The organism is Ensifer sp. CCNWLY38 (assembly GCF_037120565.1).
Classification (GTDB): domain Bacteria; phylum Pseudomonadota; class Alphaproteobacteria; order Rhizobiales; family Rhizobiaceae; genus Ensifer; species Ensifer adhaerens_H.
In genome coordinates this window covers 41,546-63,648 of the sequence record NZ_JBBBBO010000003.1, presented here as the reverse complement: position 1 = coordinate 63,648, position 22,103 = coordinate 41,546, and the positions used below count along the sequence as shown (strand labels likewise).

At 62.6% G+C, this 22,103-nt stretch carries 23 protein-coding genes; 21 read left to right on the top strand and 2 right to left on the bottom strand.

The features are described 5' to 3' along the window. Positions 1 to 2 precede the first annotated feature (2 nt). Positions 3 to 1,013, top strand: coding sequence for a phosphotransferase (locus V7S54_RS07400; protein ID WP_336408089.1), 1,011 nt, complete (start codon positions 3 to 5; stop codon positions 1,011 to 1,013). A 20-nt stretch (positions 1,014 to 1,033) separates the two neighbouring features. Here the strand turns inward: V7S54_RS07400 and hpaR are convergent, their stop codons facing one another. Further along, on the bottom strand, positions 1,034 to 1,522 hold the full coding sequence (gene hpaR / locus V7S54_RS07395; RefSeq protein WP_057251228.1) for a homoprotocatechuate degradation operon regulator HpaR: 489 nt from the start codon (positions 1,520 to 1,522) through the stop codon (positions 1,034 to 1,036). Between the two features lie 108 nt (positions 1,523 to 1,630). On the opposite strand from hpaR, the gene V7S54_RS07390 reads away from it, so the two are divergent. The 16 genes from V7S54_RS07390 to V7S54_RS07315 all read left to right on the top strand — a co-directional run bounded on the left by V7S54_RS07390 (position 1,631) and on the right by V7S54_RS07315 (position 17,057). After that, complete coding sequence (locus tag V7S54_RS07390; RefSeq protein WP_336408088.1) at positions 1,631 to 2,023, top strand: 5-carboxymethyl-2-hydroxymuconate Delta-isomerase; 393 nt, start codon at positions 1,631 to 1,633, stop codon at positions 2,021 to 2,023. Between the two features lie 64 nt (positions 2,024 to 2,087). Further along, positions 2,088 to 3,605 carry a 5-carboxymethyl-2-hydroxymuconate semialdehyde dehydrogenase gene (gene hpaE / locus V7S54_RS07385; protein WP_336408087.1) on the top strand — a complete coding sequence of 506 codons (1,518 nt, stop codon included), beginning with the start codon at positions 2,088 to 2,090 and terminating at the stop codon, positions 3,603 to 3,605. 33 nt (positions 3,606 to 3,638) lie between these two features. Then, a complete protein-coding gene (gene hpaD, locus V7S54_RS07380; protein ID WP_336408086.1) occupies positions 3,639 to 4,619 on the top strand; it encodes a 3,4-dihydroxyphenylacetate 2,3-dioxygenase in 981 nt (326 codons plus the stop codon). A 53-nt stretch (positions 4,620 to 4,672) separates the two neighbouring features. After that, positions 4,673 to 6,109, top strand: a complete 1,437-nt coding sequence (locus V7S54_RS07375; RefSeq protein WP_336408085.1) for a pyridoxal phosphate-dependent decarboxylase family protein — start codon at positions 4,673 to 4,675, stop codon at positions 6,107 to 6,109. Beyond that, positions 6,106 to 6,975, top strand: coding sequence for a fumarylacetoacetate hydrolase family protein (locus V7S54_RS07370; protein ID WP_336408084.1), 870 nt, complete (start codon positions 6,106 to 6,108; stop codon positions 6,973 to 6,975). The genes V7S54_RS07375 and V7S54_RS07370 overlap by 4 nt, the downstream gene beginning before the upstream one ends. A 3-nt stretch (positions 6,976 to 6,978) precedes the next feature. After that, positions 6,979 to 7,782 (top strand): 2-oxo-hept-4-ene-1,7-dioate hydratase, encoded by an 804-nt coding sequence (hpaH, locus tag V7S54_RS07365; RefSeq protein ID WP_336408083.1) that lies wholly within the window; start codon positions 6,979 to 6,981, stop codon positions 7,780 to 7,782. 8 nt (positions 7,783 to 7,790) lie between these two features. After that, positions 7,791 to 8,600, top strand: a complete 810-nt coding sequence (hpaI, locus tag V7S54_RS07360; protein ID WP_336408082.1) for a 4-hydroxy-2-oxoheptanedioate aldolase — start codon at positions 7,791 to 7,793, stop codon at positions 8,598 to 8,600. 105 nt (positions 8,601 to 8,705) lie between these two features. After that, complete coding sequence (locus V7S54_RS07355) at positions 8,706 to 8,966, top strand: CopG family ribbon-helix-helix protein (protein WP_065376726.1); 261 nt, start codon at positions 8,706 to 8,708, stop codon at positions 8,964 to 8,966. After that, positions 8,966 to 9,241 carry a type II toxin-antitoxin system RelE/ParE family toxin gene (locus V7S54_RS07350; RefSeq protein ID WP_336408331.1) on the top strand — a complete coding sequence of 92 codons (276 nt, stop codon included), beginning with the start codon at positions 8,966 to 8,968 and terminating at the stop codon, positions 9,239 to 9,241. The genes V7S54_RS07355 and V7S54_RS07350 overlap by 1 nt, the downstream gene beginning before the upstream one ends. A gap of 115 nt (positions 9,242 to 9,356) precedes the next feature. Continuing rightward, a complete protein-coding gene (gene pepT / locus V7S54_RS07345; protein WP_336408081.1) occupies positions 9,357 to 10,589 on the top strand; it encodes a peptidase T in 1,233 nt (410 codons plus the stop codon). Between the two features lie 95 nt (positions 10,590 to 10,684). Further along, positions 10,685 to 11,617 (top strand): AraC family transcriptional regulator, encoded by a 933-nt coding sequence (locus V7S54_RS07340; protein ID WP_336408080.1) that lies wholly within the window; start codon positions 10,685 to 10,687, stop codon positions 11,615 to 11,617. Between the two features lie 227 nt (positions 11,618 to 11,844). Continuing rightward, positions 11,845 to 13,122 carry an ABC transporter substrate-binding protein gene (locus V7S54_RS07335; RefSeq protein WP_336408079.1) on the top strand — a complete coding sequence of 426 codons (1,278 nt, stop codon included), beginning with the start codon at positions 11,845 to 11,847 and terminating at the stop codon, positions 13,120 to 13,122. Between the two features lie 88 nt (positions 13,123 to 13,210). Then, positions 13,211 to 14,071 carry a carbohydrate ABC transporter permease gene (locus V7S54_RS07330; protein WP_336408078.1) on the top strand — a complete coding sequence of 287 codons (861 nt, stop codon included), beginning with the start codon at positions 13,211 to 13,213 and terminating at the stop codon, positions 14,069 to 14,071. Next, a complete protein-coding gene (locus V7S54_RS07325) occupies positions 14,071 to 14,892 on the top strand; it encodes a carbohydrate ABC transporter permease (protein ID WP_336408077.1) in 822 nt (273 codons plus the stop codon). Before V7S54_RS07330 ends, V7S54_RS07325 begins: the two co-directional genes overlap by 1 nt. A gap of 32 nt (positions 14,893 to 14,924) precedes the next feature. Next, on the top strand, positions 14,925 to 15,971 hold the full coding sequence (locus tag V7S54_RS07320) for an NAD(P)-dependent alcohol dehydrogenase (protein ID WP_336408076.1): 1,047 nt from the start codon (positions 14,925 to 14,927) through the stop codon (positions 15,969 to 15,971). A gap of 3 nt (positions 15,972 to 15,974) precedes the next feature. Next, positions 15,975 to 17,057 (top strand): ABC transporter ATP-binding protein, encoded by a 1,083-nt coding sequence (locus V7S54_RS07315; protein WP_336408075.1) that lies wholly within the window; start codon positions 15,975 to 15,977, stop codon positions 17,055 to 17,057. A 10-nt stretch (positions 17,058 to 17,067) separates the two neighbouring features. Here the strand turns inward: V7S54_RS07315 and V7S54_RS07310 are convergent, their stop codons facing one another. Further along, complete coding sequence (locus tag V7S54_RS07310; protein ID WP_336408074.1) at positions 17,068 to 18,216, bottom strand: hypothetical protein; 1,149 nt, start codon at positions 18,214 to 18,216, stop codon at positions 17,068 to 17,070. Between the two features lie 567 nt (positions 18,217 to 18,783). Between V7S54_RS07310 and V7S54_RS07305 the strand changes: the two genes are divergently transcribed. From V7S54_RS07305 to V7S54_RS07290, 4 genes are all read left to right on the top strand, one after another. Beyond that, positions 18,784 to 19,089 (top strand): hypothetical protein, encoded by a 306-nt coding sequence (locus V7S54_RS07305; RefSeq protein ID WP_057251244.1) that lies wholly within the window; start codon positions 18,784 to 18,786, stop codon positions 19,087 to 19,089. Positions 19,090 to 19,355: 266 nt separating this feature from the next. Further along, positions 19,356 to 19,736 (top strand): hypothetical protein, encoded by a 381-nt coding sequence (locus V7S54_RS07300; protein ID WP_065376735.1) that lies wholly within the window; start codon positions 19,356 to 19,358, stop codon positions 19,734 to 19,736. Positions 19,737 to 19,846: 110 nt separating this feature from the next. Beyond that, entirely contained in the window at positions 19,847 to 20,521 is a 675-nt protein-coding gene (locus V7S54_RS07295; RefSeq protein ID WP_065376736.1) for a response regulator transcription factor, read from the top strand. Beyond that, complete coding sequence (locus tag V7S54_RS07290) at positions 20,518 to 21,975, top strand: sensor histidine kinase (protein WP_065376737.1); 1,458 nt, start codon at positions 20,518 to 20,520, stop codon at positions 21,973 to 21,975. The genes V7S54_RS07295 and V7S54_RS07290 overlap by 4 nt, the downstream gene beginning before the upstream one ends. Positions 21,976 to 22,103 lie beyond the last annotated feature (128 nt).

Sequence of the window (22,103 nt, the reverse complement as noted above, 5' to 3'; positions counted from 1 at the left end):
TGATGTCTGCGGATCTGCCGAAACCCTTTCGTGACGCGCTCGACAACCGGGCTCGCCAGGCGCTCGCCCATTGGGGCGTTGCTGACCAAGAGCCGGAGTTGCTGAAGTACCGGGAAAACGCCGTGTTTCGCGTCCACCTGGCCGATGGTCGCCCGGCGGCGCTGCGCCTCCACCGTGCCGGCTATCACAGTGCGGCGGCACTGCGCTCGGAACTGCAATGGATGGCAGCACTCGGCAACGGCGGCCTTGCGGTGCCGCGACCGATCGCGACGACGGACGGGCGCTCGCTTGTCGCCCTGCCTGAAGGTGGCGCGTTTGCCGCACAGCATGCCGATGCGATCAACTGGATGGATGGAGAGCCGTTGGGCGAAAGCGGTAAACCGCTGTCCCACTCACCCGAGAGGCTCGTCGAGATCTTCTCGGCGCTCGGCGCCTCCATGGCCGAGATGCACAATCTCGCCGACGGCTGGACGCCGACCGAGGGCTTCTGGCGTCCGGCCTGGGATGAGGACGGCCTGCTTGGGGAGCGGCCGCTCTGGGGACGCTTCTGGGATTGCGAGGGTCTGTCGTCAGCGCAAGCCATGGCGCTTTCGGCTTTGCGCGGTGACCTCAGGCGGCGCGTCGCAACTCTGCCGACTCCGGCTAAGGATTTCGGGTTGATCCATGCGGACCTCGTTCGGGAAAATGTGCTGGTCGGCGAGGCGGGGGTCAAATTCATCGATTTCGACGACGCGGGTTACGGTTTGCGCCTTTTCGACATCGCCACCACCCTGCTGAAGAATCGGCGCGAGCCGGCTTACGGGATGATCGAGACGGCCTTGATATCAGGCTATCGCAGCCGGCGCGCGCTCAGCGCCGAGACGCTGTCCAGCCTGCCGCTGTTCCTCGTGCTTCGCAGCCTCACCTATATCGGCTGGTTCTCTGCGCGGCCGGAACTACCCGGCGCCCGCGAGCGTGTCTTGCGCTACGCCGACGAGACGCTGGCGCTCGCACGAGAGCTGGGTTTCATATGATCGTGAAGTATCCGAAGCACTCAGTCGTTGAGGCTGGCCAGTTCGTCCAGCATGTCGAGCAGGACTTCGACGCGCTCACGGCCATAGCGGGTTTCGAGGTCCTCGTAGATCGCACGGCTCTCGGGGCTGACGTCGGCGATCACCCGCATGCCCTCGGGTGCAATCTCCAGGAGGACGCGCCGGCCGTCGTCGGCATCCTTGTGCTTGGTGATCAGGCCCCGCTCCTCGAGCGAGCGGATGATGCGGGTGAGGCTCGGCGCCAGGATGAAGGCCTTGTCGGCCATTTCCGACGCATCGACGCGGCCGGCTTCCGCAAGGATACGGATCACCCGCCATTGCTGCTCGGTAATGTCGTGGCGCGCCAGCATCGGCCGGAAATGCGCCATGACCGCTTCGCGTGCCCGCAACAGGGCAATCGGCAGCGAACGGCGGGTGTTGTGCGGCAAAAGGGCGTCGTGGCCAAGGTCAGCAGGGGTTTTCTCGCGGCTCATGAGCGTTCTATCGGACATTTTCTTTCGTTCTGCAATTGGCAGGCGCGGGCAGAGACTTCGACCTTCTTGACACCGCCATCGATTTCGTTAACGTGTTAAATATATGAGAGCGCATCGGGAGGAAAGATGCCGCACCTGACAATCGAATACTCAGGCAATCTCGACAACCGCGTCGACTTCGCCCGACTTTGCCGGACCGTCCACAAGACGATCCTCGGCACCGGCCTTTTCGAGCTCGGCGCCATCAGGGTGCGCACGATCCGCAGCGCCGACTATGCGATCGCCGACCTTGTGCCGGACAATGGCTTCATCGACCTGTCCTTCCGCATCGGTCGCGGCCGCAGCGAAGCCGAGAAGAAGTCGACTGGGGAAGCCATTTTCAAGGCCGTCAGCGATGAACTCGCGATGCTTTTCGAGACGCCGCATTTCGCTCTCAGCCTGGAGATTCGGGAGATCGACCCGGATCTGAGCTGGAAAAAGAACGCCATTCACCCCCGGCTGCGCGCCACCAAAGGCTAGGCGCAGCCCCTCCCCAAAGCACAGCAGCGCGCGGCGAAAGTCTGCGCCAGCATCGGAGAACACCATGTCCAAGCTCGATGAAAACCTCGCCAAGTCGGAAGGCTATCTCGCCCGCTTCAAGAGCGGAGGCGTGCTCAATCACATCAACGGCGAAGCGGTGCCCGCGCTTGACGGCGAAACCTTCGAGACGATCTCGCCTGTTGACTTGAAGCCACTTGCAAGGATCGCCCGCGGCAAGGCTGCCGATATCGACCGGGCGGCAAAGGCCGCGAAGGCTGCTTTCGCCGAATGGGCCGCTATGCCCGGCGAAACGCGCAAGAAACTGCTTCACAAGATTGCCGACGCGATCGTTGCCCGCGCCGAAGAGATCGCCTTTGTCGAGTGCATGGACACCGGACAATCGCTGAAGTTCATGGCCAAGGCGGCGCTGCGGGGTGCCGAGAATTTCCGCTTCTTCGCCGACCGGGCGCCGGAGGCGCGCGACGGCAAGGTGCTGCGCGGCGGCAACCAGATCAACATGACGACACGCGTGCCGATCGGCCCGGTCGGCATCATCACCCCCTGGAACACGCCGTTCATGCTGTCGACCTGGAAGATTGCGCCTGCGCTTGCCGCCGGCTGCACGGTCGTGCACAAGCCGGCGGAATTCTCGCCGCTGACGGCGCGGCTGCTGGTGGAGATCGCCGAGGATGCGGGACTGCCGAAGGGCGTCTGGAACCTCGTCAACGGCTTCGGCGAAGATGCCGGCCGCGCGCTCACCGAGCACCCCGATATCAAGGCGATCGGCTTCGTCGGCGAGAGCCGCACCGGCTCGATGATCATGAAGCAGGGAGCCGACACGCTGAAGCGCGTTCATTTCGAACTCGGTGGCAAGAACCCGGTCATCGTCTTTGCCGATGCCGACCTCGAGCGCGCTGCCGATGCGGCGGTGTTCATGATCTACTCGCTGAACGGCGAGCGCTGCACCTCGTCCTCGCGCCTGCTGGTCGAGGGGAGCATCTATGATCGGTTCACCGCACTCGTTGCCGAAAAGGCGAAGCGCATCAAGGTCGGCCACCCACTCGACCCGGAAACCGTCGTCGGCCCGCTCATCCATCCGGTGCACGAGAAGAAGGTGCTCGATTACATTCGCATCGGCCGCGAGGAAGGTGCTACTGTTGCCGCTGGCGGCGAGAAGTTCGCCGGTCCGGGCGGTGGCTGCTATGTCACCCCGACGCTTTTCACCGGTGCCAACAACACCATGCGCATCGCCCAGGAGGAAATCTTCGGGCCGGTGCTTACGGCAATCCCGTTCAAGGACGAGGCGGAGGCACTGGCGATCGCCAACGATGTGCAATACGGCCTGACCGGCTATCTCTGGACCTCTGACGTCACCCGCGCCTTCCGCTTTACCGATCACCTCGAAGCCGGGATGATCTGGGTGAACTCGGAGAACGTGCGCCACCTGCCGACGCCCTTCGGCGGCGTCAAGAGCTCGGGCATCGGCCGCGACGGCGGCGACTGGTCGTTCGATTTTTATATGGAAACCAAGAACATCGCCTTTGCCAGCTCGGCGCATGCGATCGCCAAGCTCGGCGGCTGAGCGCGCTGGCAGAAAAATCTGGAGGAGACATCAATGCCCTTGCCGAAACCGAACCTCTATCCGCCCTTCAACATCGTGCGGCTGAGCCATGTGGAGCTCGCCGTCACCGATCTCGCCAAGTCACGCGCCTTCTATGTGGATGTGCTCGGCCTGCAGGTCACCGACGAGACGGCGGACACGATCTATCTCAGGGCCATGGAGGAGCGTGGCCACCATTGCATCATCCTGAAGAAGGCGGCGACTGCCGAGGCCCGTGACCTGGGCTTCAAGGTCTATGGTGACGAGGATCTCGAAAAGGCGGCGCATTTCTTTAGGGCCAAGGACCTACCGGTCGAGTGGATCGAGCGTCCCTACCAGTCGCGCACCTTCCGCACCCGTGACCCGCAGGGCATCCCGCTCGAATTCTATTCGAAGATGGACCGCCTGCCGCCGATCCACCAGAAATACGCGCTCTATCGCGGTGTGAAGCCGTTGCGCATCGATCATTTCAACTGCTTCTCGCCTGATGTCGACGAGGCCGTCGCCTTCTACAACGAGATCGGTTTCCGGGTAACGGAATACACCGCCGACGAGGAAACCGGCCGCCTCTGGGCCGCCTGGACCCACCGCAAGGGTGGCGTGCACGACATCGCCTTTACCAACGGTCGCGGACCGCGCCTGCACCACACGGCCTTCTGGGTGCCGACGCCGCTCAATATCATCGACCTGCTCGACCTGATGTCGACCTCCGGCTGGCTCGCCAATATCGAGCGCGGCCCAGGCCGGCACGGCATCTCCAATGCCTTCTTCCTCTATGTCCGCGATCCGGACGGCCACCGCATCGAGATCTATTGCTCGGACTACCAGACAGTCGATCCCGATCTCGAGCCGATCAAATGGGACCTGAAGGATCCGCAGCGGCAGACCCTCTGGGGCGCGCCGGCGCCAAAATCCTGGTTCGAGGAAGGCAGCGCCTTTGCCGGTGCCGAGATACGGGACTCGATCCTGAAAGCCCAACCGATCATCGCGCCCTGACAGTTGGCAACAGGGATCGGGTACGGCCAAGAGAGCAGGACGGGAGGAAGCAGATGGATCAGAAGACTTTTGGAGAATGGTCGCTGAAGGCGGCGCAATGGGGTGCCGACTATCGGGCATCACTGCGCGGCCGGCCGGTTCGGGCCCAGACGGCACCGGGTGCGATTGCCGCCCAGATACCGTCGCGGCCGCCGCAGACGGGCGAGGACATGGAAGCGATCTTCGAGGATTTCGAGAAGATCATCCTGCCCGGCATGACCCATTGGCAGCACCCGCGGTTCTTCGCCTATTTCCCGGCGAATGCCGCACCCGTCTCGGTCGTCGCCGAGTATCTGGTCACCGCCATGGCGGCGCAATGCATGCTCTGGCAAACCTCGCCGGCGGCGACCGAGCTCGAGACAAAGGTGATCGACTGGCTGCGCCAGGCGATTGGCCTGCCGGAGGGATTCTCCGGCGTGATCCAGGATTCGGCCTCATCGGCGACGCTCTCTGCCGTGCTGGTTATGCGCGAGAAGGCGCTGGGCTGGAACGGCAACAAGAAAGGCCTCGCAGGCCAGCCGCAACTTCGAATCTATTCCTCCGACCAGGTCCATACCTCGATCGACCGGGCGATCTGGGTGTCAGGCGTCGGCGAAGAAAACCTCGTGCGTATTCCGGCAAGAGGGCCGCGCCGCGCGATGGACGCAAGCGCGCTCGAAGCGGCCATTATCAGGGACAAGGCGGCGGGGCTGCTGCCGGCGGGCGTGATCGCCTGCACCGGCGGGACGAGCACCGGCGCCTGTGACGACATCGCCGAGGTGGTGCGCATCGCGCACGCGCATGGTCTCTACGTCCATGTCGATGCCGCCTGGGCGGGTGCCGCGATGATCTGCGAGGAATTCCGGGAACTCTGGGCCGGCGTCGAGAAGGCGGATTCGATCGTCTTCAACCCGCACAAATGGCTGGGCGCGCAGTTCGACTGCTCGGCGCATTTCATCCGCAGCCCGGACGATCTGGTCAAAACCCTGGCGATACAGCCGGAATATCTGAAGACCCATGGCCGCGACGGCATCATCAACTATTCGGAATGGACGATCCCACTTGGCCGGCGCTTCCGGGCGCTGAAACTCTGGTTTTTGTTGCGCTTCCATGGGCTCGAAGGGCTGCAGACGATGATCCGCAACCATGTGCGCTGGTCCGAGCAACTGGCGGTGCGGCTCGCGAAGCACAAGGATTTCGAGATCGTCACGGAGCCGATGCTGTCGCTGTTTTCGTTCCGCCACCGCAGTCAAGGGAATCCGGACGCTCACAACATTGCGCTCGTCAATGCGATCAATGACGATGGCCGCATCTACCTGACGCAAACCCGCGTCGACGGCCACGTTGCGATCCGGTTCCAGGCCGGTCAGTTCGACATGACCGAAGAGGACGCCGACACCGCCTTCGAGGTGATCACCGAAGTCGCCGGTGCGCTGAACAACCATCGAAAGAATACGGAAGCGGCCCTATGAACCACCCCCGTTTTGTGAGTTTCTCGGTTGGTGGCAAAAACGGCTATGGCCTCGCTTCCGGCGATGGTGTCGTCGACCTGTCGAAGCGGCACGGATCGATCTGGCCGACGCTACGTGAGGTGATCGAGGCGGGCGCGCTCGCCCGGCTTGTCGACGATGCGGCGGGACTGGCGGCCGACGTCACCCTTGATGAAATCCGCTACGAAATCCCGGTACCGGCGCCCGAAAAAATCATCTGCGTCGGCGTCAATTTCCCCGACCGCAATGAGGAATACAAGGACGGCCAGGCGGCACCTTCCAATCCATCGCTGTTCATCCGCTTCCCGCGCTCCTTCACCGGGCACGGGCAGCCGCTGGTCCGCCCGCCCGAGAGCGCGCAGCTCGATTACGAAGGCGAGATCGTCATCGTCATCGGCAAGGGCGGGCGCCGGATTCCGGAGGCGTCAGCACTCGACCACATCGCCGCGCTGTCACTCTGCAATGAAGGCACGATCCGCGACTGGGTGCGCCACGCCAAATTCAACGTCACCCAGGGCAAGAACTTCGACCGAACCGGCTCGATCGGCCCCTGGCTGGTGCCCTTCACCGATGAAGCCCAGCTTGCCGATATCAAGCTCGAAACGCGGGTGAACGGCGAGGTGCGGCAGCAGGACCGCACCAGCCGGATGATCTTTTCCTTCCGCAGGATTATCAACTATGTCTCGACTTTCACGACGCTGGTTCCGGGCGACGTCATCGTGACAGGCACTCCGACGGGCGCCGGCGCCCGCTTCGATCCGCCGATCTGGCTGAAGCCCGGCGATGTCGTCGAGGTCGAAGCCGAAGGCATCGGCACGCTCATCAACCCGATCGCCGACGAGGCCTGACCTATGCTTGACAAGTCCCATATCGAGGCGGCCGCAGCCGCACTCGACAGCGCCGAACGAGAACGCGTCCAGACCGGCCTGCTCTCGCTCAAGCATCCCGAGATGACCATGGATGACGCCTATGCGGTGCAGGCCGCATGGGTGAAACAGAAGATCGCCAGGGGACGACGGGTGATCGGCTGGAAGATCGGCCTCACCTCAAAGGCAATGCAATATGCGCTGAATATCGATATCCCTGATTCCGGCGTGCTCTTCGATGACATGCTGTTTGAGGACGGCGCGCGCATTCCGGGCGATCGTTTCATTCAGCCGCGCATCGAGGCCGAGATCGCCTTCGTGATGAAGGCGCCGCTTGCCGGCCCCAACGTCACGGTTTTCGACGTGCTGAACGCCACGGATTACGTCACGCCGGCGCTCGAAATCCTCGACACCCGCATCCTGCGCGTCGATCCGGAAACCAAGAAGGCACGCACCATCGTCGATACCATCTCCGATAACGCCGCCAATGCCGGCATCGTGCTCGGCGGCCGGCAGATGCGGCCTGACGCGATCGACATGCGCTGGATGGGCGCGATCGTCTCGCGCAATGCCGAGGTGGAGGAGACCGGGCTCGGCGCTGGCGTGCTCAACCATCCGGCCCGCGGCATTGCCTGGCTCGCCAATCGTCTCTCGCTTTACGGCGACCGCATCGAGGCCGGACAGATCGTGCTTGCCGGTTCCTTCATCCGTCCGGTCGAGGCCCGCCATGGCGATACCATCGTCGCCGATTTCGGACCATCCGGCACCGTCAGCTGCTTCTTCGAATAGGACCGCCCATGCCCGCTCCCCGCAATCCGTTCAAACAGGCTCTCGCCGAGAAACACACGCAGATCGGGCTCTGGCTGGCGCTCGCCAATCCCTATACCGCAGAGGTCTGTGGCGGCGCCGGCTTCGACTGGCTTCTGCTCGATGCCGAGCACGCCCCGAACGACGTGCCGCTTCTCGCGGCACAGCTTCAAGCGCTCGCAGCCTCGCCAAGCCACGCCATCGTCCGGCCGCCGATCGGCGAAACCTGGATGATCAAGCAGATCCTCGATATCGGCGCACAGACGCTGCTGGTGCCTATGGTCGAAAGCGCCGAGCAGGCCCGGGCACTGGTGCGCGCCGTGCGCTACCCGCCGCATGGCGTGCGCGGCGTCGGCGCGGCCCTTGCGCGGGCGTCCGCCTTCAACCGCATCCCGGATTACCTGCAGACGGCCAATGACGAGATCTGCCTGCTCCTGCAGATCGAAAGCCGCGCCGGTCTCGCGGCCCTCGACGAGATCGCCAGCACCGACGGCGTCGACGGCATCTTCATCGGCCCGGCCGACCTTGCAGCCGACATGGGTTTCCTCGGCAAGCCCGGCGCGCCGGAAGTGCAAGAAGCGGTCGAAGCGGCGCTGCTGCGCATTCAGTCTCACGGAAAGGCCGCCGGTATCCTGACCTCGGATCAGGCGCTCGCACGCCGCTACCTCGAACTCGGCGCCACCTTCGTCGCCGTCGGCAACGACGTCGGCCTGCTGGTCGGCGCAACCTCGCGTCTGGCTGCGGACTTCAGGAGCGGCCAAGGCAATGCCGAGGTAGCGCGAACAGGCGGTCCTTACTAATCTTCTTGGCCGCGGCGGCAGATGCGCTACGAGATACCAAAGCATAGGACAGTCGACTTAATCAGTTTTAATCGCTATGATTAAAGCTGATTATCGGAGATGCTCATGGAAACGAAAGTGCTGACCGCGCACGTTCCGTTGCCGCTTGCGGAAAAGGTCGACCAGCTCGCCGCCCGTCTGGAGAGACCGCGCGGCTGGATCATCAAGCAGGCGCTTGCGGCTTGGGTAGACCAGGAAGAAGAACGACGCCGATTGACGCTGGAGGCTCTTGCCGATGTCGATGCCGGGGGCGTCATCGATCACCAGGCCGTACAGGCCTGGGCCGAGAGTCTCGACAGCGACACACCGCTTACCGTTCCGCGATGATGGAGCTGAAATGGACGCAAAAGGCGCTGTCCGATCTGGCGCGCCTTTTCGAGTTTCTGGCGCCGGTCAACAGAAAGGCGGCGGCGCGGACCGTCCAATCCTTGGTTGTCGCTCCGACCCATCTCGTCGAGCAGCCCCGTCTCGGCGAGCGGCTGGACGAATTCGCACCCCGCGAAGTTCGCCGTTTGCTCGTTGGTCACTACGAGATGCGCTACGAGATTCATGAGACAACGATCTACATCCTCCGTATCTGGCACACACGCGAAGATCGTTGAAGCATTGACATCAAATGACCCTGCGCGCTCTGGCGCTTCATCATCGATTCCGATTTTGAGAATTCATGCGGCGGGAGTATAGCGATTCCACGCCCACCAGCATTGGATCCCGCTCATGACCGATACCGTTCTCGACCGCTTCCTCCGTTATGTCGTTATCGACACCCAATCCGACCCCAAGTCGAAGACGCAGCCGTCGACGGAAAAGCAGAAGAACCTCGGCCGCGTGCTCGTCGAGGAATTGCTGACGATCGGTCTTGCCGACGCCCATCTCGACGAAAACGGTTATGTCTACGCCACCATTCCTTCAAATGTGGACAAGCCAGTGCCGGTCATCTGCTGGTGCTCGCATATGGACACGGCACCCGATTTCACCGGCACGAACGTCAAGCCGCAGATCGTCAGCAACTATCAGGGCGGCGACATCCGGCTAAAGGGCGACCCGCAGCAGGTTATCCGCGTTAGCGATCACCCTGTTTTGAACGACCAGATCGGCAACGACATCGTCACGACAGACGGCACGACGCTGCTCGGTGCCGACGACAAGGCCGGCCTTGCCGAGATCGTCACGGCCGCGCAGACCCTCGTCGACAATCCCGAAATCAAGCACGGCACGATCAAGCTGCTGTTCACCACCGACGAGGAGATCGGCCGCGGCGTCGACAAGGTCGACCTCAATAAGCTTGGTGCCGAATTCGCCTACACGGTCGACGGCGAAACGGCGGGGCATATCGAGGACGAGACCTTCTCTGCCGATGGCGTCGAGATCATCATCCACGGCGTTGCCATCCATCCCGGTTTTGCCAAGGACAAGATGGAGAATGCCATCAAGATCGCCGGTGCAATCATTAGCCGGCTACCGCGTGATGTATCGCCCGAAGGCACGGAAGGCCGCGACGGCTTCGTGCATCCGACGGGTGTGACCGGGTCGATGGACAGGGCGCAGCTTGGTCTCATCGTACGTGATTTCGACGAGGCTGGGCTGGCCAAAAAGGAGGCCATGCTCGAGGCGATCGTCAAGGACGTGATGACCGCCTATCCCGGCTCGACCTACAGCTTCGAGGTCAAGGAACAGTACCGCAATATGAAGGCGGTGCTCGACCGACATCCCGAAATCGTCGAGAATGCGATCGAGGCGATCCGCCGCGCCGGCATGCAGCCGGTGCGCGGCAGCATCCGCGGCGGCACCGACGGTTCGCGGCTCTCCTTCATGGGCCTGCCTTCGGCCAACCTCTTTGCCGGCGGCCACGCCTTCCACTCGCCACTCGAATGGGTCAGCCGCCAGGACATGGAGCGCAGCGTCAAGACACTCGTCGAGCTGGCGAAAATCTGGGCGGAGCGCGCCTGAACAATTCCGGTAAGTGTGGGCGGCTTCGGATTCTAGGCGAGCCGCCCCCTCCAAAGGAGACGATCGATCGACACCGCGCGAACAAGAGTTGGGCGATGAGTACGGCGCGAAGCTCCAAGCGCCCGCCGGCGAGGCTCACTTCGCTCGCAACCAATCCGCCGACCTTCGAGCACATCGTCACCAACGTCAACGAGACGTTCCTCTGGCGTCTCGACGATTATCCCTGGGAGCGCAACGTCTGGAATTTCCACCCGGAGATCGAGATCCATCTCATCCGGAAAGCTTCGGGCCTCGCCTTCGTCGGCGATCACATCGGCCAGTTCGATCCGGGCTACCTCACTGTCATCGGCAGCAATCTGCCGCATGACTGGGTGACGGCGACCGAGCCCGACGAAATCATCGAAGGTCGCGACATCGTCATCCAGTTCCATCCGGACCGCATGCGCGAGATCACCGACGCCTTGCCGGAGTTCGCGGAACTCGAGACCTTCTTCGCCCGCGCCGAACGCGGGCTGGTGTTTCACGGCGAGGCCCGTGCTACGGGCGCCGAACTGATCGAACGCATGGGAGGCCTTGCGGGGTTCTCGCGGTTCTCGCTCTTCATCCAGCTTCTCGACCTTCTCGTGAACACGGAAGAATACGAGCTGCTCTCTTCACCCGAGTTCGCGCCGGAGCTCGACCAGCAATCGCTCGACGTGCTGCGTGGCGCTCTGGCCTTCATCTACGAGAACATCGCCACCGACATCCACCTTGCCGACCTCGCCAGGCGCGCCGGGATGAGCGAGACCGCCTTTTCCCGCTTTTTCAAGAAGAACACCGGCAACACCTTTACCGACCACGTCAACAAGCTGCGCATCTGGCAGGCGTGCAAGCTTTTGGCCGAAACCGACATGCCGATCACCGACATCTGCTTCGAGGTCGGCTACCTCAACATCTCCAATTTCAACCGCACCTTCCTGCGCCAGCACAAGATGACGCCTTCGGCCTACCGGCGGCTGACGGGCCAGCGTCGTACTTCCCGTTCCTAGGCGCGTTTCACCCACCCAGGCGATGAATCCTTGCGTTTGCTGCGCTGCAAACGGCTAGCATATGGCAATTTTCTGCAAAAAAGTACAGAACAGCCGCATCGCGCACGCTAGTTCGGCGGAGCGTAAGGCCTATCATCGAACCTGGCGAAACGGTTCGCTATGAGGAAAACGCACTGGATCTGAGGAGTATCCGGCGCGCATCGCAGACCTGGGGAGGTCTTTTCACAATGACAAAAGCCAAGACACTCGTTTCGAGCATCGCCTTCGCATGCCTTCTTTCCACCGGCCTGACGACTGTTGCGGTCGCTGCCGAATGCTCCGGCACGATCAAGGTGCTCGCCCAGCCGCGTGACGGCCTGACGCTGCTCGAGGACTACAAGTCCGAATTCGAAAAGCTCTCGGGCGGCGCATCCTTTGAGATCGACTATCTCAACGAAAACGACCGGCGCGCCAAGACCAAGGCCGACGCTTCGACCATTGGCAAATACAATGTCTATTACATCGACGAGGCCAATGTGGCGCTGTTCGCGTCCGCCGGCTGGGTCGCGCCGCTGATGGACTACTATCCCGCAGACTACGACTATGCCGACTTCGACCCCGGTCGCCAAAAGGTCGCGACCTATGACGGCAAGGTCTGGTTCGCTCCGGTCACCGGTGGCGGCGACCTGATGGTCTACCGCAAGGACCTGCTCGAAGCGGCCGGCATTTCGCCGCCGAAGACGCTCGACGAATACGTCGCTGCGGTCAAGAAACTCAATCAACCGGACCAGGGCATCTATGGCACGGCACTTCGCGGCCAGCGCGGCTCGGGCGCCAATGTCTGGCGCTGGATGCCGTTCTTCAGAGGCTTTGGCGGCAACTGGTTCGACGGCAAGACGCCCGTCTTCGATGGCGAGCAGGCGGTCAAGGCGACCGAAACCTATCTCGAACTGTTCAAATACTCGGCACCGGGGAGCCAGACCGGTGGTTGGGACGAGGCGGTCGGCGCATTCACATCCGGCCAGGTGGCTATGCTGATCGAATCCACCCCGCTCGTCGGCATGGCGATCGATCCGAAATCCTCCAAGGTCGCCGGCAAGGTCGGCTACCTGCCGCCGCCGGCACCGCTGACGGGCGGCGGCTACGGCCACGGTCTGGCGATCGGCACCAAGGCCAACAAGGACGAGGCTTCCAAGGCCTGCGCCGGTCTGTTCATCGCCTGGGCGACCTCCAAGGAAAACGAGGCGCGGCGGCTCGAGGCCAATCAGTTCAGCGAACTCAACCGCACCAGCATCATGACCAGCCCGAAATTCGCCGAGCTCTATGGCCCCGATCTCGGCCAGGCGCTGGCCGACACCGGCAAGCTCACCGCCGTCAATTTCTGGCAGAGTCCGCAATGGCCTGACCTCGGCGATCGCTGGGGCATCATCCTGGAAGAGTTGATCACCGGAACGCGCAGCGACATCAAGGAAGGCCTCGACGAGCTCGACGGCTTCGCCAAGGACCTGGTTGCCCGCAGCCAATAACACCGCTCCTCCCAGGTCCATCGGCAGGCAGAAAGCCGCGCCGGTGGACCGCCGCACCATCGGCGCGACAAGCCGTAGGACGTCTCACATGAAGCAGAAAAACAACCTGCCGGCGGTGTTCCTCACCCCGGCCATGGGGATCCTCGCCGTCCTGGCCCTCGTGCCGACGGCCTATGCGATCTACATTTCCTTCCAGAACCGGGAGCTCAGCCGTCCGGACGGCAGCCTCATTGGCTTCGCCAACTATATCGACCTGTTCTCGGATCGGCGTTTCGTCAACGCCATCGGCGTCTCCCTGACCTGGGAAGCGGTGACGGTCGGCATGACGCTTCTGATCGCCGTCGGCCTCGGCATCCTTCTGTTCGAATGCGTCTCGCCGCGCACCCGCAATATGCTGGCGCTCTTGTTTCTGGTGCCGGTGATCCTGCCGCGCGTTTCGGCCGCCTTCGTCTGGAAGTTCGCCTTTCATCCGCTCTACGGCATCGCAACCTATCCCTACAAGGCGATCACAGGCCAGCCGCTCGACCTGCTCTCCAATCCGGCAACCGCACTTGCGACCGTCGCGCTCGTCGACGTCTGGCAATGGGGCCTGTTCTTCGCCGTCATCGTGCTGAAGCTTCTGGAAACCCTGCCGCCGCAGCCGTTCGAGGCAGCAAAGCTCGACCATGCCCGCACCTGGGAGATCTACGCCTTCATCGCCCTGCCGATGCTGAAGGCGCCACTGATCTCGCTCGCCTTCGTCAAGATGATCGAGTCGCTGCGCGCCTTCGACCTGATCTACGTCATGACCCGCGGCGGCCCCGGCATCGCGACTGAGACGCTCGACATGTACGCCTTCTCGCAAGGCTTCATCGAGTCCGGCCGCATCTCCTATGCCTCGAGCATGGCCGTTCTGATGATGATCGCCACCTCGATCGCCTTCACCTTCATCTGGAAGAGGGTTCAGTGATGACCGCCCACACCGTTGGCCGCTTGGTCGGTCGGCTGATCCTTGGCCTCGCCGCCTTCTCCGCCGTCTTTCCGATGGTCTGGACGGCGCTCAATGCCTTCAAGAACCGCGTCGACATCGTTACGCCGACGCCGCTCTTCATCTTCGAGCCGACACTCGACAACTTCGCCTATGTGCTCGGCCGTGAAAGCGTCTTTGCCGGCCTCGTCAACTCGCTGCTGATATCGGGCGCTGCGGTTCTGATCGGCGCGGCACTCGGCCTTCCCGCTGCCTATGCGATCGCGCGTTATCCCAACCGCTGGTCGCGCGACATCCAGTTCTTCGTCCTGTCACTACGGTTCCTGCCGCCGGTCGCGATCGCCATTCCGCTGATGGTGATCTGGCTCGACTTCGGGTTTTACGACACGCGCCTGTCGATGATCGTCACCTATTCGCTGCTGACGCTTGCGACCATCATCTGGCTGAGCGTTCCGGCTTTTGCCCGGGTGCCGAAGGAAGTCGAGGAAGCTGCCCGCGTCGATGGCTACGGACCCTACGCGATCTTCTTCCTGATTGCGCTGCCGATCGCACTCCGCTCGCTAATTGGCGCCGTCGCCTTTGCCTTCGTGCTCGTCTGGAACGAGTTCCTGATCGCACTGATGCTGACGACGTCGGACGCCAAGACGCTGCCGATCGTCGCCTCGGAACTGACCCAGCTCGGCCGTGACGTGCCCTGGGGCATCCTCAACGCCTCCGTCGTGCTGCTCTCCATTCCACCGCTGCTCTTCATCGGGGTCCTAAGCGGCATGCTCAACAGCGCCTTCAAGCGCAAGACCCAATGAAACCCGAGACTGGAAAAACAAGGAAGTCCTTCATGCAAGCGTTGGTCCTCGAGCAAAAAGGCAAGCTCGCGCTCAGGGAGATCGATCTCCCGCTGGAACTCGGCCCGGATGACGTCAAGATCGCCATCCACACGGTCGGCGTCTGCGGCAGCGATGTGCACTATTACACCCACGGCGCCATCGGCCCCTATGTGGTGCGCGAACCGATGGTGCTCGGCCACGAGGCGGCCGGCACCGTCGTCGCGGTCGGCAGCAATGTCGAAACGCTTCAAGTTGGCGACCGCGTCTGCATGGAACCAGGCGTTCCGGATCTTTCGTCCCGCGCCTCCAAGCTCGGCATCTACAATGTCGATCCCAAGGTGCGCTTCTGGGCGACACCGCCAGTGCATGGCGTCCTGGCTCCTTTCGCCGTCCATCCGGCCGCCTTCACCTACAAGCTCCCTGATAACGTCTCCTTTGCCGAAGGGGCGATGGTCGAGCCCTTCGCCATCGGCATGCAGGCGGCCGCCCGCGCCCGCATCGCCCCCGGCGATGTCGCCGCGGTCATCGGCTGCGGCCCGATCGGCATCATGGTGGCATTGGCAGCCCTTGCGGGCGGCTGCAGCCGCGTCTTCATCTCCGATTTCAGCGCCGAGAAGCTGGCGATCGCCGCCCAATATCCGGGCATCATCCCGGTCAACATCGCTGATCGCGCCTTTGCCGACGTCATCGCTACCGAGACCGGCGGCTGGGGCGCTGACATCGTGTTCGAAGCAAGCGGCAGTGCCAAAGCCTTTTCGGGGATCTTCGATCTCGTTCGACCGGGCGGCGCCATCGTGCTGGTCGGTCTGCCGGTCGAAGCCGTTCAGTTCGACGTTCCCGGCGCGATCTCGAAGGAGGTCCGCATCGAAACGGTGTTCCGCTACGCCAATATCTTCGACCGCGCGTTGCAGCTGATCGCATCGGGCAAGGTCGACTTGAAGCCGCTGATCACAGACACGTTCCGGTTCGAAGACAGCATCAAAGCCTTCGATCGAGCCGCCTCAGCCCGGCCAACCGACATCAAACTGCAGATCCTCATGGACAGTGGGAAGGATTGAGCCATGGCGAACATCGTCTGCTCCGGCGTCGACAAGCAATACGGCGCTGTCAACGTCATCACGGATTTCAACCTCGATGTCGCCGATCACGAGTTTATCGTGTTCCTCGGGCCTTCGGGCTGCGGCAAGTCCACGCTGCTGCGCATGATCGCGGGTCTTGAAGACATATCCGGCGGCACCGTGTCTATCGGCGGGCGGACGGTCAACGGCCTGCCGCCGCGCGACCGCGGCGTCGCCATGGTCTTCCAGAATTATGCGCTCTACCCGCACATGACGATCTACGACAACATCGCCTTCGGACTGAAGCGAATGAAGGTGCCGAAGGCGGAGATCGACACGCGCATCCGTGCTGTGGCTGCGACGCTGGGGCTCGATCCCTATCTTGCGCGCAAGCCGACCGAATTGTCGGGCGGCCAGCAGCAACGTGTCGCCATCGCCCGCGCCATGATCAAAACGCCGCGCGTCTTCCTCTTCGACGAACCGCTTTCCAATCTCGACGCCAAGCTTCGCAACCACATGCGCGTCGAGATCGCACGGCTGCACCAGAAGCTGAAGACCACGACCATCTATGTGACGCACGACCAGCTGGAGGCGATGACGCTTGCCGACCGGATCGTCCTGATGAAGGGCGGCGCGATCGAGCAGGTCGGCACACCCGCCGAAATCTACGAGCGCCCGCGCACCCTCTTCGTCGCCGGCTTCATCGGCACGCCGAACATGAACTTCATCGACGTCGCCACCGAGAAGACCGAAGGCGGATGGCTGCTGCGCAGTGCCGGCGGCAACTTCTCGATCTCGGATGGAAAGTTCGCCCTGCGCCATGGCCAACCGCTGGTGCTCGGCATACGGCCGGCGGATCTGAAAATCGCCGAGGCCGGCGCCAATCGCATGTCAGGCATTGCCGATCTCGTCGAGTTTCACGGCAATGACGCGTTGGTGACGTTCCTCTTTGCCGGCAAGGAAATCGGCGCGCTGGTCAAGGCCAGCGCCTGCCCGAAACCGGGCGACGCTGTCACCTTCGCGGTCGAGCCCGAAGGTCTCCACCTCTTCGATCGGGAAAGCGGTATCTCCCTGCTGAAATCCTGAGACGCCTTCGTCAGTTCGGATTTGCAAATGAGGCGGCCGGGAGCGGTCCGGCCGTCATCAGCGTAAAATCGAACGGCGCGCGGACGTCGGCATCAAGCACATATTGCCGGTGAACCCGAAGAAAATCGCGCTTGATCCTGCGATAGCGTTCCGGTGAAAGCATGTGCTTTAGCCGTATGAAGACGATCGGTGGCTGGGGCGCATCATGGTGACCGGCCAGTGCCACGACCTGGCACCGGTAGAAGTTGATCGCATCGGTCAGGCATTGGACGTCGAACCAGAAGATGTCCTTCACACGGGCGATCGCGCCGACGCGCGCCCGCAAGACCTCGGCCGAGCGAAGCAATGCGCATTGCAGGATCGCGCCGCCGAGCGTGACAAAGACGACCCGCTTTCCCGCAAACAGGCTCGGCTCCCTTTCCACCAAAGTGCCGATCACCTGAGTGGCGATGCTTGAGCCCATGCTGTGGGAGCTGATGACGTATTCGTCGGCCGGCTCGCTGAGTGCCGCCCGCACGGACGCCACGTTATCCTCAACCCACTGCTGGAAATAGGGTTTTTCCAGGCTGGCGACCGCGACGGCCAGCTCCCAATCGGAAAAAAGGTGCAGCGTATGCCACCGGTCCGACCAGGGAAGAAAGAGCCGGAAGAAGGCCATATGGGCAACGATTGCGCTTAGGATCAGAAGGGATGTGTCAAGCGCAAGCCAGTAGGGCGCGGTGACGATCAGCACGCTCAGAGCGAGCCCGATTGCCACCAGCAGGAATGGGAAGAGGAAGAACAACCCGAAGCGCCATGCATGCCTGAAGTAGGAAAAAGCACCACCTTCCCAGACGATGCGCGCGGCACTCGAATATCCCGCAACCATTCTGCGCAGCGTCGACCGGCCGTTCAGGCTTTTGACGATTTCGTCGTGATCGAATACATAGACGCGGCTCGAGGTTTGCCAGTCGGCACCTTGACTGTCGACATCGAAGTAGCGGCTTTGCTCTTCGGTCTGTACCGGTCCCACCTCGACCTCGAAGTCCTGAAGCTTGGCGGTCTTCACCGCCGATCGCTTGTAGCGCGCCTGGTGCCTGACGGCATCCAAGGGCTCAAAGCCCGGAAAGTGCAGCACGATACGTTTCGTGACGTGCCCGGAGGGTTTGTCGTATGACAAGTGGATGATCTCTCGAAAGGCGCAAAACGCCCGCCCCTGCCTCCCCGAAAAGGAGGCGGAAGCGGGCGCTCGGTGAGCGCCGGGTGGTCCCAGCCTGCGGGAAGAGGTCGACAATCTCGGTGTCGAGAATATGGCCGAATGAAACGATACAACGGTGTTGGCAAGATTTCTTTTGACGCAGCCGATCCGAAACGCGACCTTCCGCCGGTACTGCGTAGGCGCTGCCTGAAAACGCCACTATGCTCCAGCCTTTATGGGTTCTTTATGCCCCGCGCCTGACTTCCCAAGCGATTTCCTACCTTGGTTCGAGCTAACAGGAGGCGGCGCAAATGCCGCAGCGAACCCCGATGGCTCCGCCTTCTTAGCGCCGTTTTTCGATGGCTTGAGACGCGCCGTGCCGCCGGGAACATCGCCGGCATGCGGTACGTGTTATCTTTGCAATATGCAGCCTGACTGCAGCGGTGGTTAGACGCCCATCGCGCCCCGCGTGGCAACGACGAGAGAAATGCATAGACGCCTCGGCACCGGTCCTCCCCGGTTCCGGAACGTCTCACGACGAGCAAGACAATGAAATTCACGAACGGGTTCAAGCCCAGCCCCAAGACCAGCCGCCGATTGCCGACGGAATACTTCATTCTGGCGGATATCGCATTTGAGGGCGCCGTGATCGGCTCCCTTGCCGGCAGGCCCATACGGGAAGCGGTAAGGGATGGCAGCGGCCTTTGCTATCGCTTCGTCGGCGTGGCTCCGCGGCTGGCGGGTGGCGGCTTTGACGTGTTGTCGCTTCGCTCCGGCGAGTGGATCGTGGAGCCCGGCCTTGTTTACGCAGCCGATACGGCCACATCAAAGAAAGAAGCGAATCTGGCCGCCTGAGCTGCACCGCCTCGCGGTCAGGAAGCCACCCAGTGCTTCATGGCTCTTTTCCGGCAGGCGTCAAACATCTCCGCGATCTGACGCTGGCTTGTCTGCGGGCCACACGCCGCCCTCCCGCAATGTCCCTGTAATCTTGCCCCTTTAACAGCGGGTTGTCGCCGCCTCGACCCGGAATAACAATCGGGCATGCGGCAGGTCAAAGCACGACCGTGCGTTTTGGGCGTCCGGGTGGACGCCTGGCGATGCGGGACAAACCGGGATCCGTCATGTTCTTCAGCAAAGGGCGCCGCGCCCTCGCATGTTTTGCCGCTACCACGCTGCTTCTCGCCGGCTGCGCTTCCGACACCATGAAAACCTATATCGGCCAGCCGGTCGAATCCGTCATCATCGACTACGGTCCGCCGACGAACATTCTTGATCTCAGTTGGAACGAACGGGCCTATCAATGGCGCAAGATCTCGACGAACGTCGTCTCCGGCACATCGAGCGGTGAAATCAAAGACACCCGACGCGGAATGCGCTACGAGGAATACACGACGCCGGGCTACGTCGAAGAGCAGGAATGCTTCTATACCTTCTACGCGCGCATGCAGCAGGGCCGCTGGTACATCACCAATTTCCGCCAGCCGAAGCTGGAATGCGAGTGATGGCTTCAACCTCACTGGCGAGGCGGATGGAATTCATTTTAAGTATTTGAATTTGTGTATGTTTTCATTGAGTAACCTGCTCAGGAAGACCTGCAATCGGGAGAACTGGCATGCGCATCCTGCTGCTGGAAGACGAGCCGGAGATGGCCTCGGCCCTGAAGGCGGCGCTGGAGCGGCGTCAGGTGATCGTCGATCACGTCTCGACGCTGGCCGATGCCGAAGCCGTCGCCGAACTCTGGCCCTATGACGTCGTCGTGCTCGATCGCCGTGTACCGGATGGCGAGGGCCTGGACCTCATTCCGAAGCTGCGCGGCCTCGGTGTCGGCGCGCCCGTATTGATGCTGACGGCATTGGGATCGATCAACGACCGGGTCGCCGGGCTCGATGCCGGTGCCGACGACTACCTGTCCAAGCCGTTTGCCGTCGAAGAACTGATGGCCCGGCTACGGGCGCTCGCCCGCCGCCCGGTCTCCTTGAAGGCCGAGCAGACCAAGGTCGGACGCCTGATCTACGACTTCCACCACCGCGAAGCGGCCGTGGACGACAAGCCGCTCGATCTCTTGCGCAGAGAACGCCTTGCGCTCGAAGCCTTGATGCGTCGACCGGGCCGAACCGTGCTCAGGGCGACATTGGAGGAATCGGTCTACGCCATGGAAGACGAGATCGAGTCCAATGCGCTCGACTCGCATCTGTCGCGCCTGCGCCGGAAGCTCGAGGATGTCGGTGCCGGCGTCGAGATCAGGGCCATCCGCAACCTCGGCTATCTCCTGCGCGCAACGACATGACGAAGGCTCGGCCCCGCTCGCTGCAATGGGTGCTCGTGCGCCGCCTCATCTTGCTGCAGGCGGCAACGCTGTTTGTCTTCATCGGCCTGCTTTTCGTGGCAATGTTCATCGTCCAGCCGCGCCTCCTCGTCGACAATGAAGCGGCGGTGGATGTTCTTGACCGCGCCGTCGGGCGCAACGCGAGCGGCGTGTTGGTGGTGCGTGAGACCGAAGAGCTGCGCGAGCTACGCCAGTCCCACCCCAATCTCTGGTTCATCATCCGCGACGACACCGGTCAGATTCTCCGACAGGGAAATGTTCCTTCCCCCTATGACGAAAGCGGCGGCGACCTACTTCGACGTGTTGAGGGCGCGAAGCTGCTCTTCGATGATGGCGGAACGCTGCCGGACGCGGTCCTCCACAACGCCGACACCGACGCCGGCCGCGTCCAGATCATCGCCTCGACCGTTGCTTCGCGGCGCGACGATGGCCCGCTGGACGTGCAGATCAGCATCAATGTCGACATGGCACGCGACCTCGACGGCACGACGACCTGGACCGAGGTCGTACCGATGATCGCGCTGCTCATCCTCTGCTTCCTGCTGCCGATCGTTCTGGTCATGGGCGTGACCACATTGGTGACGGCACCGGCCGTCGTTCGGCGTTCCTTGGCGAGCCTCATATCGACCGCTGACCAGGCCGGCCGCATCGATATCGACAATCGCGCGGTTCAGCTCGAAACCGAACAGGTACCGACCGAGATCGCCCCCTTAGTGCGGGCCTTCAACAAGGCGCTGGCGCGGCTCGGCGAGGGATATGATCAGCGCAACCGTTTCCTCACCGACGCGGCGCACGAATTGCGCACCCCGATCGCGATCCTCAGAACCCGTGCCGAACTTCTGCAGGAAGCCCCGGAAAGTGCTCGCCTGAGGCTGGATATCGAGCGTCTGTCCCACCTCGCCCAACAGCTTCTCGACCGGCAGGTGCTCGAGCATGCCGGTGGCGCACTCGAAGTGGTCGATCTTGTTGCCCTTGCGAGAAACACCGCCGCCGACTTTGCGCCGTTGGCGTTCGAAGCAGGCTACGAGCTGGCGTTCGAAACCGAGGTGCCGGAGGCCCGTGTCAGCGCTCGGCCACGCCAGATCGAGCAGGCTGTCGCCAATCTCTTGCGCAACGCCATCGAACATGGCGGCGGCACCGGCACGATCACCGTGCTGGTCAATGCCGCGGGCGGGTTGGAAATCCAGGACGAGGGCCCCGGAATTCCTGTCGAGGAACGCGAGCGCGTATTCGAGCCTTTCTATCGCTTGCGTCCACGTTCCACCGGCGCCGGTTTGGGGCTCAATCTGGCACGGGAGATCGCCCGTCTGCATGGTGGCCGTGTCGACATCCTTGCCGGCCCGTGGCAGGGGGCCCGCGTCCGCTTGCACTTGCCGCTTCTCGGCGAAAGCCGTCGGGCGCACCAATCGGCGTGAACGCGGACGCAACCATCCCCTTTTCTCAAAAGCTTTCGGCTTCCCCCTTATCAAGGCGCCGCTGATGCTCCACATTTGCAGCGATACATCGCGAACGTTCGCCGGAGGAACGGCTGAGCGTTCGACCA